Here is a 15,010-nt window from a genome sequence, read left to right as displayed (position 1 = left end):
CCCTAATCACATAGAACCCCTATGCTCATAGGGCTGAACTTACTTGTTGCCTAGCTGCAACTCCAATTATTTTGAGTATAAACACGAAGAATACAACCAAGCTTCGATGTCTTTTTTGAACACATAATAAAAAAACCTGCATACCCTAAGGGATGCAGGTTTTCTGTTTTTAAGCTAATCCGTTTTTTAGGTGAGCTAACGGATTACTTTTTCGCTTTAGCAAAAGCGGCAGCGAATGCTCCACCCATTGCAGCGTTTTGTTGCGGCTCTTCACGACGGCGTTGGCCACCTTGCGAGTTTTGATTCGAGCGGTTTTGTGTACGAGGTGCACTTGAACGTTGAGCACGGTTGTCTTGTCCAGGCTCGTCCTTCATACGCATGCTCAGTGCAATACGTTTACGCTGAACATCCACTTCCATCACCTTCACTTTCACGATGTCGCCCGCTTTAACCACTTCACGTGGGTCAGAGACAAAGCGATCGGTGAGTGCTGAAATATGAACTAAGCCATCTTGGTGAACACCAATATCAACGAAGGCACCAAAGTTAGCCACGTTCGATACCACACCTTCTAGAATCATGCCTGGTTCTAGGTCTGAAACGCTGTTTACGCCATCGGCGAAGGTTGCAGTCTTGAACTCAGGGCGAGGGTCGCGTCCCGGCTTATCGAGCTCTTTAATGATGTCGCTTACCGTTGGTACACCGAAGTTCTCATTGGTGTAATCGATGGCGTGTAAACCGCGTAAGAAGTCTGTGTTACCCACCAGAGATTTGATGTCTTTGTGGTTTTTCTCAGCAATGGTTTTCACTACTGGGTAAGCTTCTGGGTGAACCGATGATGCATCTAACGGGTTCTTACCATCCATAATACGTAGGAAACCAGCACACTGTTCAAAGGCTTTTGGCCCTAAGCGTGCGACTTTTTTCAGTGTAGTACGTGCTTCAAAACGACCATTTTCATCACGGAAATCCACGATGTTCTGAGCGATGGTGCTAGAAAGGCCGGCTACGCGAGTAAGTAGCGCGGCAGACGCTGTATTCACATCAACGCCTACGGCGTTTACACAGTCTTCGACAATCGCATCTAGGCGCTTAGCGAGCATAGTTTGGCTCACATCGTGTTGGTATTGGCCCACACCGATCGATTTAGGGTCAATCTTCACTAGCTCTGCCAGTGGATCTTGCAGACGACGAGCAATAGACACCGCACCACGAATTGATACATCCATGTTCGGGAACTCTTTTGCAGCTAGTTCAGACGCGGAATACACCGATGCGCCCGCTTCGCTAACAATGATCTTTTGCGCTTTTAGGTTGCCGCGTTTAATTACGTCAGCCACAAAGCTGTCGGTTTCGCGTGAAGCCGTACCGTTACCAATCGCAATCAAATCAACATTGAATTGACGAACCATCTGCTCAACCACGTGTGCCGATTTGTCGTATTGCTTTTGAGGTGGGTGAGGGTAAATAGTTTCTGTTGCCAAAACCTTACCGGTTGAATCCACGACAGCGATTTTCGAACCGGTACGTAAACCTGGGTCCAAGCCTAAGGTTGCTCGAGGACCAGCTGGCGCTGCCATGAGTAGGTCTTTTAGGTTGGTTGCGAATACTTCAATCGCTTCGATCTCTGCACGCTCTTTCATTGCGCCCATCAATTCAGTTTCCATGTGCATAGAAACCTTGATGCGCCATGCCCAGCTAATCACTTGCTTACGCCAAGCATCCGCAGGAGCACTGCTCAGAGTAATGCCGTAGTGATCAGAGATAATGTTCTCACAGTAAGAACCACGAGCGCCTTCTTCTTGCTCAGGATCGGCATTCATCGCCAGTGTTAGGAAGCCTTCATTGCGGCCACGCAGCATGGCAAGTGCACGGTGAGACGGCACTTTGCTGAGTGTTTCGTTGTGCTCGAAGTAGTCTTTGAACTTCTCGCCTTCTTGCTCTTTACCTGTCACTACACGAGCGACTAGCTCTGAGTTGCGTGTTAGGTGTTGGCGAATCTTTTCTAGTAGGTTTGCGTCTTCCGCAATGCGTTCCATGATGATCGCACGAGCACCATCGAGAGCAGCTTTGGTATCGGCAATGCCTTTATCGTTGCTGATGAAGTTCGCCGCTTCCGTTTCTGGATCGTGCTGTGGTTCATTCCAAAGTGTATCGGCAAGTGGCTCTAAACCTGCTTCGATTGCGATTTGGCCTTTGGTACGACGCTTTGGTTTGTATGGCAGGTATAGATCTTCTAGGCGAGTCTTGCTGTCGGCTTGAGTGATGTCACGCTCTAATTCTGGCGTGAGCTTGCCTTGGTCTTGAATCGACTTAAGAATTGTTTGGCGACGATCGTCTAGCTCGCGAAGGTATGAAAGGCGGCTATCAAGGTTACGTAGTTGGGTATCGTCTAAGCCACCCGTAACTTCTTTACGGTAGCGGGCAATAAAGGGAACGGTGTTACCGTCGTCAATTAGGTTTACTGCGGCAGTGACTTGCTCAGAACGGACATTCAGTTCTTCAGCAATCAGTCGACAGATAGCTTGGCTCATCCGATGAATCTCTTATTTAATATCATGACAAGTATATGGGGGTGAGCGTACGCTTTTTCTAGCTTTGGCTGTGTAATTATCCTGTCAGAAGTCGAATTTCCGTTTCTGATACCCGCTTTGTGCGAGATCTCTTACAAGTGATGTGAGACTAAGTCGCTTTAGACCGATGAGATCGTCTTGATGTTACACTAAGTAGCTGATTTTATTTGATTGTGTGTTTGTGGACGTATTTCTCACCTGAAATGTTTTTTAAGACTATCTAGGAAACCCGGCCATTTGCCGTAATATTTAACTTGTCGACAGGGAGTTGGCAGGAACAGGAAAAAGCCTAATGGACTAGGTATCTTCAGGATGAAGATTTGATTACTTAGGATGAGTGGTCAGCAAGGAAGTGATAATCTCTGGATGAGATTCGCCAGTCAGGATGACAGGCTAGAATGGACACCGCTAGGATGGCGATGAACAAAAAGGAAATTGGTTAAAGGATTTAGCCACTATCAAGGAAAGATGCAGGGAGCACCTTATCTCGAAGAGATAAACAGTAGCCGGATTGCTGCGATAGAGACTTAACCCCGCTAGGCGAAAGCCTTGCGGGGTTTTCTTTTATCTGGAGTTTGGGTTTGCTGAACACTCAGTTTATCGCTAAGTGTTTATTAAGTTTGGTTATTCGTTGTCTGCGTAGCGAATCGAGTTAATGAACCACTCTTTGTCGCCTTCCGGTGTTTTTACCGTAAACTCGTCATCTACTTCTTTCTTGAGCAGAGCTCTAGCCATTGGTGAGTCGATAGAGATATAGCCTTTAGCATCGCCGTAGATCTCTTCTGGGCCGACAATTCGAAACTTCTTAATTTCCCCATCATCATTCTCAATTTCGACCCAAGCACCGAAAAATACCTTACCTTCTTGTTGTGGCGAGTAATCAACGATCGTGACATCAGGCAGGAACTTGCGTAAGAAACGCACTCGGCGATCAATCTGACGAAGCAAACGCTTGTTGAACGTGTAGTCTGCGTTTTCTGAACGATCTCCAAGGCTTGCTGCCCAAGTGACTATCTTAGTGATTTCAGGACGCTTCTCGTGCCATAAGTGGTCATGTTCTGCTTTGAGCTTGTTATAACCTTCTCGGGTGATCAGTTTGGTTTTCATAAATCTGACTTAATGAAATGATGTTCTAAGATAGAATATATAGAAAGGCAACATACGTTAACAATTATTTAGGCGACTTTTTCTCCAATAATGTTACATTTTTAATGTCTTATACCAATATACAATTTACCAAGAATGCTTAACCTTAGGTTTGAGCTTTAATAGGTGGAACCATTACATGCAAGAAAACTACAAAATTTTAGTGGTCGATGATGATGCTCGTCTACGTGCATTACTAGAACGCTATCTGTCAGAGCAAGGCTTTCAAGTGCGTAGCGTGGCAAACAGTGAGCAGATGGACCGCCTGTTAACCCGTGAAAATTTTCACTTGATGGTATTGGATTTAATGTTGCCGGGCGAAGATGGTCTATCGATCTGTCGTCGTCTACGAAACGCAAACAACTCGCTGCCTATCCTTATGTTGACGGCAAAGGGTGATGAAGTGGATCGCATTGTGGGCTTGGAAGTAGGTGCTGATGATTACCTGCCAAAACCATTTAACCCGCGTGAACTGCTTGCTCGTATCAAAGCGGTAATGCGCCGCCAAGTGATTGAAGCTCCGGGAGCGCCAAGTACGGAAGAATCTGTGGTTGCCTTTGGTGAGTTCCGCTTGAACCTAGGTACACGTGAAATGTTCCGTGGTGAAGAGCCAATGCCTCTGACCTCAGGTGAATTTGCGGTACTTAAGTCATTGGTGACGAATGCTCGTGAGCCAATGTCTCGCGATAAGCTGATGAACATGGCTCGTGGCCGTGAATATTCAGCGATGGAGCGTTCTATCGATGTTCAGATTTCACGTCTGCGTCGTCTAGTTGAAGAAGATCCAAGTAAACCTCGTTACATCCAAACGGTGTGGGGCTTGGGTTATGTATTCGTTCCAGATGGCAAAGCTGTGTAATCTAGCTTTGCTCGTTCTGTGATTCAGAATTCTTTATTTACGGGTCATCTCATTAATATGCGATGGCCCGTTTTCTATTCAGCACAATGGTTTAGAGTTATAGTCATATAACACTTTCTTTATCTTTCTACATCTCGGGTACCCCATGCGTATACGTAGCTCCTTTACTCAGTCGATAGTGCTTTTCTTAACGCTATTGGTCGCTAGCCAAATTTTTTCTTATTACGCGGTGTTTAACTATGCGTTGATGCCAAGTTTGCAGCAGTTTAATAAGATTTTGGCTCACGAGTTAAACCTGGTATTGGACCAAGGCAGTGATATCGAGATCGATGCGCCATTGCGTCAGCGTGTGCTTGAACAGCTCGGGGTAACCGTTCACGCCAAGGGCAGCGAAGCGGCGGGTGAGTATTACCATGCGGTCGCAATCGACCTGATGAGTGAGGAGATGACCAAGGAGCTGGGTTCTGAAACTGAAGTGCGGCTGATCTTGGGTAAAGAGAGCTATGTGCTTTGGATGGACATTGCGCAGTTACCCAACTCTTTAATTCGTATTCCGTTATCAGAGCTGCAAGAAGAGGATTTTGCACCACTGTTTCGTAACAGTCTGATCATGGCGCTGTTGATTGTCGCAGGTGGTTGGCTGTTTATCCGATTGCAAAACCGTCCGTTGATAGCGCTAGAGAAAGCGGCGCAAGGTGTCGGGCGAGGTGATATTCCACCGCCATTGCCAGTTCAAGGCGCACAAGAGATTCGCTCGGTAACTCGAGCCTTTAACCAGATGTCGAAAGGCATCCAAGAGCTAGAAGAAGACCGCGCCTTGTTGATGGCGGGTATCAGCCATGATTTACGTACTCCGTTAACGCGTATTCGCTTAGCGACGGAGATGATGTCGCCAGAAGATGGATATTTAGCTGAAGGGATCATCAGTGATACCGAAGAGTGTAACGAGATCATCAGTCAGTTTATGGATTACCTAAAGCCGGTCGATCGTGAGTCGTTCCAAGCGGTATTCGTCGATGATATTGCGCGTGAAGTGTCGAGCTCAGAAGGTGGCTACGAGGTTCAGATTGAAACCGATATTCCAGAATCGATGAAGCCAGCGCTAGGTAATCCGATCGCGATGAAGCGTGCTGTGAGCAACTTGGTGGTGAATGCGCTGCGTTACGGTAATGGTTGGGTCAAGGTATCAACTGGTATGACGGCGGATAACAAGCTTGCTTGGGTGACGGTAGAAGATAACGGGCCGGGTATTCCACAAGACCAGATCGAAAAGCTGTTTGAACCTTTCACGCGTGGTGACACGGCTCGTGGTAGCGAAGGAACGGGCTTGGGCTTAGCAATTGTGAAACGTATCGTTAGCCAGCATCAAGGTGCTGTTGTGGTCAATAACCGCAGTGAAGGTGGCTTAAAAGCGCAGATCAGTTTCCCGGTTAAGCCCTAGTTATCATCGGTCCGTTTGATGACGATAAGTTCGGTTCGGGGAACGGTTAAGAGATCCCCGACTCGGTCATTCTTCCCTCTCCGAGGATGACGAATTGCTAACCATGGACTTCTCGCTCTTGCTTGATGAAAGTAACGCACACTAAAAAGGCTTCCTTGAGGAAGCCTTTTTTACGTTTGAATACGGTCTCAGTGTTAACTATGCCTTAGTGTTAACTACGCCTTAGAGTAAACATCGCGTTCACCCAACCAACGGTTGATGATCGCCTTAGCATTGTCTGGGTAGCTATCGTGAATATGACGCGCAATACGCTGCACTTCAGGTATCAAACGTTGGTCACGAATTAGATCGGCGATCTTGAAATCAGCCAAGCCAGTTTGTTTGGTACCGAGCAATTCACCGGGGCCACGGATTTCTAAGTCGCGCTGTGCAATCACAAAGCCATCGTTACTTTCACGTAGCACACCTAGGCGTTTCTGAGCGGTTTTAGACAGCGGAGAGTGATACAACAATACACAATGACTTGCGACCGAACCTCGGCCGACACGGCCACGCAGTTGGTGCAGTTGCGCTAGGCCAAGACGTTCTGGGTTCTCGATGATCATTAAGCTCGAATTCGGAACATCCACGCCCACTTCAATCACGGTTGTCGCAACCAATAGATGCAGCTTGTTCTCTTTGAACTCTCTCATCACCGCCTGTTTCTCGGCGGGTTTCATTCGGCCGTGCACCAAGCCAATTTTTACATCTGGTAGTTTGCGTTGCAGCTCTTCTGCAGTGTCGGCCGCGGCTTGCGCTTCTAATACTTCGGATTCATCAATTAGCGTACATACCCAGTAGGCTTGTTTGCCTTCATTGAGACACGCATTACGCACCCGTTCGACAATATCATCGCGCTTGGTATCAGGAATTGCCACGGTTTGAATTGGGGTTCGTCCCGGTGGCAGTTCATCAATAATCGAAGTTTCGAGGTCGGCATAGGCCGTCATTGCTAACGTTCGTGGGATTGGGGTAGCGGTCATGACCAACTGATGTGGGTAGTAGCCTTGCTTTGCGCCTTTCTCACGTAGCTCTAATCGCTGGTGGACACCAAATCGGTGTTGCTCATCAATGATCACTAAACCAAGGTTTTTGAACTCGACATGCTCTTGGAACAGGGCATGAGTACCGACCACCATTTGCGCTTCGCCACTGGCAATACGTGTTAGTTCAGTTTCACGAGCCTTGCCTTTGAGTTTACCTGCTAGCCACCCAACTTGAATGCCCATCGCCTCAAACCAGTTAGCAAAGTTGATCGCGTGTTGTTCCGCAAGCAATTCGGTGGGTGCCATTAGCGCAACTTGTTGACCGTGTTCGAGTGCGCGAACAGCCGCAAGCGCAGCGACCAAAGTTTTACCTGAGCCTACATCGCCCTGAACTAAACGCATCATTGGGTGCGGCTTTTCAAGGTCAGCTTCGATCTCTTTGGTGACCCGTGCTTGTGCATTGGTTGGCGAGAACGGTAACTGAGCGAGTAGCTTATCTTTAAGAGTATTTACTGGAGGAAAAGGCATCGCTTTGTCTTGTTGCCCCTTACTACGAACAGACAGCATCGATAAGTTCTGAGCCAGTAGCTCTTCCATAATCAGGCGTAGCTGCGCAGGGTGTTTACCTTCATCAAACAACTCTAGGTCAATGCCTGGAGGTGGCCTGTGAATGGTATGCAGTGCTTGCGCGAGGGTAATTTGGTGATCGTATAAACCTGATGGTAGCAGCTCATTCACCGCGGCTTTGTCGATCAGTTCTAATGCTTGGTCGGTGAGGTTACGCAGCGTGACTTGTCTTAGCCCCTCGGTGGTTGGATACACTGGAGTCAGATTGGCTTCAACATCTGGCTGTTGCCTAGGCGCAAAGAATTTGTAGTCGGGATGGACAATCTCCAGCCCCATGTTACCGCGCTTGATCTCACCGTAGGCATGCACTTGTTTGCCTTCAGCAAAGTTGTTCTTCATACCTGCGGTGAAGTTGAAAAAGCGTAGGGTAATGGTGCCGTTACCATCGCTGATCTTTACCGCCAACATCTTACGTTTACCGAAAATGGTATCGACATGCATGACCTTGCCTTGCACTGCAGCCCATAAGCCCGCGTGCAGTTTTAGGATGGGGTAGATACGTGTTCTATCTTCATAGCGCAAAGGGAGGTGAAAAAGCAGATCTTGTACGTTGTTAAGCCCAACCTTTTCCAGTTTCTCTGCGACTTTAGCGCCGACTCCAGATAAAGAGTTGAGAGGGATAGCAGATAAAAGCTGTGACATAACAAGGCTCATAAACGTAAGAGAGATGATCTATTCAAGCATTTTACTGGATTTTTGTACAGGCAGGAATGGGAGGGAGCGCGGTAAATACTAGGATTACGGTTATAAAAATCCCCTTAAGCGATAAAGCATTAAGGGGATTTAAATTCTTGGCAAAACTATTATCAAGTTTAAACGTTAGTTCTTACGACGTCTTACTTTCAGCGCGTGTGGCATCACACGTAGCTTTTTCATAATACTTGCAAGATGAACACGATCTTTGGTGGTCAGCAAGATAGTCACTGTGTACAGGCGTCCATCACGTTCTTCAGTTGAAATACCGTGAATGTTCGAGCCTGTTTTCGAGATAACGTTAGTTAACTCAGCCAGTGCACCTTGGTGATTCTGCAGATCAACCTGAAGTTCAGCAGTGAACTCTTGGTCGTAATCGTCAGACCATTCAACCGCCATGTATTTGTCTGGTTCTTTCTGGTAACCACGAACGTTTGGACACGTTTCACGGTGAACCACAAGGCCACGACCTGGCGATACATGGGCAATGATGTGATCATCTGGAATTGGGTGACAACAGTTAGCGAACGTCAGTAGTAGACCTTCAGCACCACGGATAGCCAATTTCTTCCTTGGTGTGTCGCTGTTGTTTTCCACTTCAGTCAGTTCGTCAGCATCACCCAGTAGACGACGAGCAATAACGATACTCATCAGCTCACCAAGACCAATCGATGCCAGTAAGTCTTCAACATTGTCTAGGCGAAGATCAGACAATACATGTTCAACGTTCTCTTGGCCGATATCACCAATCGAGTGTTCGCCAAGTGCGTGGTTCAGTAGACGACGACCTAAGGTAATCGACTCTTCGCGGCGCATAGTCTTCAGAACCTGACGGATCTTAGTACGCGCACGTGATGTCACCACGTAGTTGAGCCATGCTGCATTCGGACGTGCGCCCGGAGCACTGATGATCTCAATAGTTTGACCGTTCTTCAGCGATTTGCTGAGTGGGTAAGGGTTCATGTCTACACGAGCACCTACACACATGTTGCCGACATCGGTATGCACCGCGTAAGCAAAATCGACCGCTGTTGCGCCTGCCGGAAGCTCGACAATGCGACCCTTCGGCGTGAACACGAAGATCTCATCTGGGAACAGATCAGACTTAACGTTTTCAATGAATTCGAATGAGTTACCCGCGCTTTGTTGCAGCTCAAGTAAGCTCTGCATCCAACGTTGTGCTTTAACCTGTGCGGTTGTGCCATTACTGCTGCGTGAGCCGTTGCCTTTGTAAGACCAGTGCGCTGCGACACCTTTGTCTGCCATTTGATCCATATCTTCAGTACGGATCTGAACCTCAACTGGCACCCCGTGAGGGCCGATCATTGACGTGTGCAGAGATTGGTAGCCGTTGGCTTTTGGTACCGCAATGTAATCTTTCATGCGGCCAGGGCGAGGCTTGTACAGGCTGTGAGCCTGACCAAGTACGCGATAACAAGTATCTGGGGTATCAACCACGACGCGGAAAGCGTAGATGTCCATAATGGTGTGGAAGCGCTGCTCTTTAGTTTTCATCTTGTTGTAGATGGAGAACAGGTTTTTTTCACGACCAAGTACGCGAGCAGGCAAACCGACCTCTTCAAGGCGGCCTTCAATTTCGCTATGGATACGTTGGATCATTTCCTTACGGTTACCACGCGCAGCTTTCACTACGTTTTTAAGTACGCGATAACGGTTAGGATAGAGGGCTTCAAAGCCCAGCTCTTCTAGTTCGGTCTTGATGTTATGAATACCAAGACGGTGAGCTAGTGGAGAATAAATCTCTAGGGTTTCACGAGCAATACGACGCTTTTTGTCAGGACGAAGTGCCCCAAGCGTGCGCATGTTGTGAGTACGGTCAGCTAATTTGATCAAGATAACGCGGATGTCTTGCACCATGGCGAGAACCATCTTGCGGAAGTTCTCTGCTTGCGCTTCTTTGCGATCACGAAATTTAAGCTTATCCAGCTTAGATACACCATCAACCAATTCAGCAACGGTATTGCCAAATTTTTCCTCTAGATCTTCTTTAGTGACATCACAGTCTTCGATGACATCATGAAGCAGAGCAGCTTGCAGGGTTTCGATATCCAGACGCATTTCTGCCAGGATTCTTGAAACAGCTACAGGGTGGATAATGTATGGTTCACCGCTTGAGCGGGTTTGCCCTTCATGGGCGTCTCTCGCTACCACATAAGATTGACGCAGAGCCTCAATTTGAGGCTCTGTTAGGTATTCTTGGGCAACGTCTTTGAGGCTATCGAATAGATACAAATTAAAGGCCCGGAAGGTTAATTAGTTCGAATGACGTTCTTAACGAGTGTGAGCGATGCTGCTTACTGCTGCAAGTTCAGCCGCTTCTTGCTCTTGTTGCTCTTGACGTTCACGAGCATCTAGTACGTCTTTAGTGATAAGACCTTCTTCGATTTCGCGAAGAGCGATAACCGTTGGCTTATCGTTTTCTTCAGGCACTAGTGAATCTTTACCGCCAGTTTGCATTTGACGTGCGCGGCGAGCCGCAATAAGAACTAGGTCGAAACGGTTGCCAACTTTTTCAACAGCGTCTTGAACAGTTACGCGTGCCATGAGGACTCCAAATAGTAATTAACTAATAAATTTTTGATGACGAGAAAGTATACAAGTTTAACTAGATACTTTCTAGATCACCGTATACTTATCTCAATAGAAAATCTAGGGGATCTAGATTATTCCGCTAATAAAGCAGTAAGCATGCCGCTGTATTTCGCTGCTTGCTTATCTTCTTTTAAGCGCTCCGCACGAATGATAGCTCTGAAGTCCATTAGGGCTGCATCAAAGTCGTCATTCACGATCACATAATCATATTCTGCATAGTGAGAAATCTCTGATTTTGCTTCGCTCATGCGTTTCGCAATAACTTCGTCGCTGTCTTGACCGCGAACATTCAAACGACGCTCTAGCTCACCATTTGATGGTGGAAGAATGAATACACTCTTCGCTTGAGGCATTTGTTCACGGATCTGACGAGCACCTTGCCAGTCGATATCTAGGAACACATCGATACCGCGGTTTAGGTTTTCTTCAATCCAAACGCGTGAAGTACCGTAGTAGTTGCCGAACACTTCAGCGTACTCTAGGAATTCACCTTTAGTAATAAGGTCTTCAAAATGATGCTTCTCTACGAAGTGGTAGTGAACACCATTTTCTTCACCAGGGCGCATACCGCGAGTGGTGTGTGAAACAGATACCTTCATTGCGTAGGTTGGATTGGTTTCTAGCATTGCTGAGATCAAGCTCGACTTACCTGCGCCACTAGGTGCAGATACGATGTAAAGAGTACCTTTGCCCATCTGTATATTTCCACTGTTGGTTGGATTGAGTGAAGGCAATAAACCTACACTTTAAAAGATAGCACTGACTCTAATTTTTGTTCCGATGGCGCATCTACTAATTGTGCCGTTGGTTACGTCTATAAAGAGATAACGAGTAAAACTAATAGAAGCAACTGGTGAAAATTAGGTCAGAAAAATGGAGGCGAAGAGTAGCATATTTAGATGATTGAGAACAACTGGCTTGATCGTTATTTATCAGCAAATGATCTTCTCAAAGATCTTTGTATAAATGTAATGACTCGTCATCGGTACTTTTTTATGTGATCTGGACAAAATTTGTTGAAGTTTTAATCTCAATCCTTACAATCCGCGCAAACGATTAAATGCTGTATATATCTAGTGATATGGACTAGATGTTTCTACTACCGAGCCTACCTTGGTGACTACAGTTTTTAGTGTAGAGACCTCTCTATTCTCACAGCATTTGAATCACCAAATTCTTAATTTATTGCAAAGGTTTTGTTGTGAGTACCGATTCCACCCTGAAAGCCCAGAACACCTCTGGCTCGCTTGATTCGATGTTTAAAATCACTGAAAGAAAAACCACGATTGGCACTGAGCTGTATGCGGGTTTCATTACTTTCTTGGCGATGAGTTACATTCTGGCGGTTAACCCAGCAATTTTGGGTGATATTCCAGGCATGGACAAAGGTGCCGTGTTTACTGCAACGGCTCTGTCTGCGGCAATCGCAACCCTAATTATGGGCATTTGGGGCAACTACCCTGTAATGCTAGCGCCGGGCATGAGTATGAACGGCTTTTTCAAAGGTCTGCTGTTAAGTGGATCTGTTGCCGTGCTTTGGAATGAAGCGCTGTTCGGTATCTTCCTATCTGGTATTTTGTACCTTGCGTTCTCATTGACCAATATTCGTAAATCGATGATTGAATCGATTCCTGAAGATTTGAAGTTGGCGATTACCGTGTCTCTCGGACTGTTCATTGCTTTCTTAGGTCTTAAGAATGCGGGCATCATCGTTTCTAACCCATTCGTATTGGTAGGCTTAGGCGACATTTCTGATCCAAAAGTGATCATCGCTTACGTGAGCATCTTCATCGCACTGGGTTGTATGGTTCGTGACATCAAGCTAGCAACGTTCATCTCATTCGTTTCTGCTATCGTGTTGACGATTCTTGCTGACGTCTTCATGGGCACTTCAAACGCACCAATCCCAGAGCAGTTCATTGCTATGCCACCAAGCATGGCTGGCAGCTTCGGCGCTATCTTCGATTTCTCTGCTTTCACGCCAGAGAAAATGTTCGACCTACTGTTCATCGTACTTATCTTCTTGATTGTCGATTTCTTTGATGGCTTGAGCACCATTGTCGGCGTTGGCCGTGATGCGGGCATCATCGATAAAGACGGTAAGGTGCCAAACGCGAAATCGGCTCTAGTAGCAGATGCGGGCGGTACTGTGATTGGCTCTATTCTTGGTACCACATCAATTACCGCATTCTCTGAGTCTGGCATCGCTTCTTCTCAAGGTGCGAAAACGGGCTTGGCAGCAGTCATGGTGGCTGGTCTGTTCCTAATCTCGCTATTCCTATACCCAATCTTCTCTATCTTCTCGGCTGCAATGGTTGCACCGGCGATGGTAGTCGTCGGCATCTACATGGTAGGTCGTCTTGGTCAGATCAACTGGGAAAAGAAAGAGTCACGCATTGCAGCCTTCTTTACCATCATGTTCACAGTGCTAAGCTTCTCTCCAGCGAACGGTATGGCGATGGGCTTCATCAGCTACGCATTCACAATGGTTGTGGCAGGTAAGCGCAAAGAAGTACACCCGCTTATCTACGGACTGTGTGTGGTGTTCTTAACTTACCTGATTCTGCTTTAAGGCTAATTAGTCACTAAGAAGTCGCTAAGTAAAAGACAAACAGATGGCTCTGCAGTGAATGCGGGGCCATTTTTGTATTTGTTGCTTTTTACCGTCGCTTCTTAATGTTGGTTACCGATGTGTTGATGGCGTTAGCCTAAAGTCGGTGCTTTGACAGTACGCGACTTATATTGATGCATGCTATTGTAGAGACTGGATTAATTATTTTTTGAAGAGTGACTATGCCTTCTCATTTACCCAAATCTTTTAGTAAGCCGTTTTTAAAAGTGTTCCACATTATGGAAGCGGTATTGCTGGTGGCGATCACGCTCGCGACCTTGTTTGCGATGGTCGAAGAGTTCATGCATGTCTTCGCTGAACGCCGTGTACAACTGACCGACATTCTGCTGATGTTCATCTATTTAGAAGTGTTGGCCATGGTTCAGCAGTTTGTGATGAACGGTAAGATCCCAGTGCGATACCCAATCTATATCGCGATGATGGCGATTGCTCGTTACATCACTTTGGGCATGAAAGAACTCGATGCGGTATTGATCGTTTGGTTATCTTTAGCGGCATTTATCTTGGCAGCAGCAACTCTGTTGATTCGAGTCGGTCACCATTACTGGCCATATGTCGATCTCAGAACTAAGCAGCCGGACGAGTAAATTTTTTGAGATCAAAGTCTTACAAATCAAGCCCGGCGACCTAGCTGGGCTTGAATTCAAGCCAACCGAACAAAAAAACATCAAATTGTCCAAATAACGCTTTACAAGCAGGCTCAGATCACCAAGAATGGCGTCGCTCTGTTCTCAGGGTTATTAAATGAAACATCCAGTTGTAAAGTAGAACCCTTAGTATTGCTTCATTGTTATTCTCAGTGTTTCCCTTAGCTTCATAGATACATTAAATAATTCAAGCTTTCAGCGCATCGCACTTTTGGCGATTAATTTTTTATTTTTATATAAGGGACACATCATGTCTAACAAAGTAAACGGCGTAGTAAAATGGTTTAACGAAGAGAAAGGCTTCGGTTTCCTAACTCAAGACAACGGCGGCGCTGACGTATTCGTACACTTCCGTGCAATTGCTTCTGAAGGTTTCAAGACTCTTAAAGAAGGCCAACAAGTGTCTTTCGAAGTAGAGCAAGGCCAAAAAGGTCTTCAAGCTGCAAACGTTGTAGCTCTATAAGATTTTAAGTCGGCGCAGGTTGCAACAGCAACTTGCGTCACTTTCTCTCTCAAATTTGTTTCCCCCCTCAGTTTTACCGCAACACTCTTCTCCATTAGCAATACCCTCTCTAAGTATTCAAAAATCCTGTTTTACGTCCGTTATCTCGTTCTAACTATCGTTGTATCTGTTCTTTGCTCTAACTCAACCTTCTACGTAACAACCAGTCACTTGCTCATCCTGATTACTATTACTGTATCCATAAAAAAAAGCCCCTAAAATTAGGAGCTCATTTTGATCTAATCAACACTG

The 15,010-nt window shown here is 46.4% G+C and carries 11 protein-coding genes and 1 riboswitch; of the genes, 5 read left to right on the top strand and 6 right to left on the bottom strand.

The window, feature by feature from the left end:
* Nucleotides 1–203: 203 nt before the first annotated feature.
* Both AB6E30_RS15805 and greB read right to left on the bottom strand, forming a co-directional pair.
* Nucleotides 204–2,534 carry a Tex family protein gene (locus tag AB6E30_RS15805; RefSeq protein WP_372104331.1) on the bottom strand — a complete coding sequence of 777 codons (2,331 nt, stop codon included), beginning with the start codon at nucleotides 2,532–2,534 and terminating at the stop codon, nucleotides 204–206.
* A 663-nt stretch (nucleotides 2,535–3,197) separates the two neighbouring features.
* Nucleotides 3,198–3,680 (bottom strand): transcription elongation factor GreB, encoded by a 483-nt coding sequence (gene greB / locus AB6E30_RS15800; protein WP_017062470.1) that lies wholly within the window; start codon nucleotides 3,678–3,680, stop codon nucleotides 3,198–3,200.
* A gap of 178 nt (nucleotides 3,681–3,858) precedes the next feature.
* On the opposite strand from greB, the gene ompR reads away from it, so the two are divergent.
* Together ompR and envZ are read left to right on the top strand one after the other, a co-directional pair.
* Nucleotides 3,859–4,578 carry a two-component system response regulator OmpR gene (ompR, locus tag AB6E30_RS15795; protein ID WP_004735642.1) on the top strand — a complete coding sequence of 240 codons (720 nt, stop codon included), beginning with the start codon at nucleotides 3,859–3,861 and terminating at the stop codon, nucleotides 4,576–4,578.
* A 145-nt stretch (nucleotides 4,579–4,723) separates the two neighbouring features.
* Nucleotides 4,724–6,019, top strand: coding sequence for a two-component system sensor histidine kinase EnvZ (gene envZ / locus AB6E30_RS15790; RefSeq protein ID WP_372104328.1), 1,296 nt, complete (start codon nucleotides 4,724–4,726; stop codon nucleotides 6,017–6,019).
* Nucleotides 6,020–6,234: 215 nt separating this feature from the next.
* Here envZ and recG read toward each other — a convergent pair whose 3' ends face one another.
* The 4 genes from recG to gmk form a co-directional block, all read right to left on the bottom strand.
* Nucleotides 6,235–8,313 (bottom strand): ATP-dependent DNA helicase RecG, encoded by a 2,079-nt coding sequence (gene recG, locus AB6E30_RS15785; RefSeq protein WP_372104325.1) that lies wholly within the window; start codon nucleotides 8,311–8,313, stop codon nucleotides 6,235–6,237.
* 177 nt (nucleotides 8,314–8,490) lie between these two features.
* A complete protein-coding gene (spoT, locus tag AB6E30_RS15780; protein WP_372104323.1) occupies nucleotides 8,491–10,617 on the bottom strand; it encodes a bifunctional GTP diphosphokinase/guanosine-3',5'-bis pyrophosphate 3'-pyrophosphohydrolase in 2,127 nt (708 codons plus the stop codon).
* Nucleotides 10,618–10,656: 39 nt separating this feature from the next.
* Nucleotides 10,657–10,929 (bottom strand): DNA-directed RNA polymerase subunit omega, encoded by a 273-nt coding sequence (rpoZ, locus tag AB6E30_RS15775; protein ID WP_009848003.1) that lies wholly within the window; start codon nucleotides 10,927–10,929, stop codon nucleotides 10,657–10,659.
* 119 nt (nucleotides 10,930–11,048) lie between these two features.
* The gene (gmk, locus tag AB6E30_RS15770; RefSeq protein WP_017062466.1) at nucleotides 11,049–11,672 is read right to left on the bottom strand and encodes a guanylate kinase; all 624 of its coding nucleotides are present in this window, start codon (nucleotides 11,670–11,672) and stop codon (nucleotides 11,049–11,051) included.
* Between the two features lie 348 nt (nucleotides 11,673–12,020).
* Nucleotides 12,021–12,120, top strand: a riboswitch (purine riboswitch).
* Nucleotides 12,121–12,178: 58 nt separating this feature from the next.
* Between gmk and AB6E30_RS15765 the strand changes: the two genes are divergently transcribed.
* From AB6E30_RS15765 to AB6E30_RS15755, 3 genes are all read left to right on the top strand, one after another.
* On the top strand, nucleotides 12,179–13,549 hold the full coding sequence (locus AB6E30_RS15765) for an NCS2 family permease (protein ID WP_017062465.1): 1,371 nt from the start codon (nucleotides 12,179–12,181) through the stop codon (nucleotides 13,547–13,549).
* A gap of 221 nt (nucleotides 13,550–13,770) precedes the next feature.
* Nucleotides 13,771–14,196, top strand: a complete 426-nt coding sequence (locus tag AB6E30_RS15760) for a phosphate-starvation-inducible protein PsiE (RefSeq protein ID WP_017062464.1) — start codon at nucleotides 13,771–13,773, stop codon at nucleotides 14,194–14,196.
* 310 nt (nucleotides 14,197–14,506) lie between these two features.
* The gene (locus tag AB6E30_RS15755; RefSeq protein ID WP_017071067.1) at nucleotides 14,507–14,719 is read left to right on the top strand and encodes a cold-shock protein; all 213 of its coding nucleotides are present in this window, start codon (nucleotides 14,507–14,509) and stop codon (nucleotides 14,717–14,719) included.
* The last annotated feature ends 291 nt before the right edge of the window (nucleotides 14,720–15,010 follow it).

The organism is Vibrio sp. 10N.247.311.12, assembly GCF_041467515.1.
GTDB classification, from domain to species: Bacteria; Pseudomonadota; Gammaproteobacteria; order Enterobacterales; family Vibrionaceae; genus Vibrio; species Vibrio crassostreae_C.
This window is presented reverse-complemented; position numbering and strand designations above follow the sequence as displayed.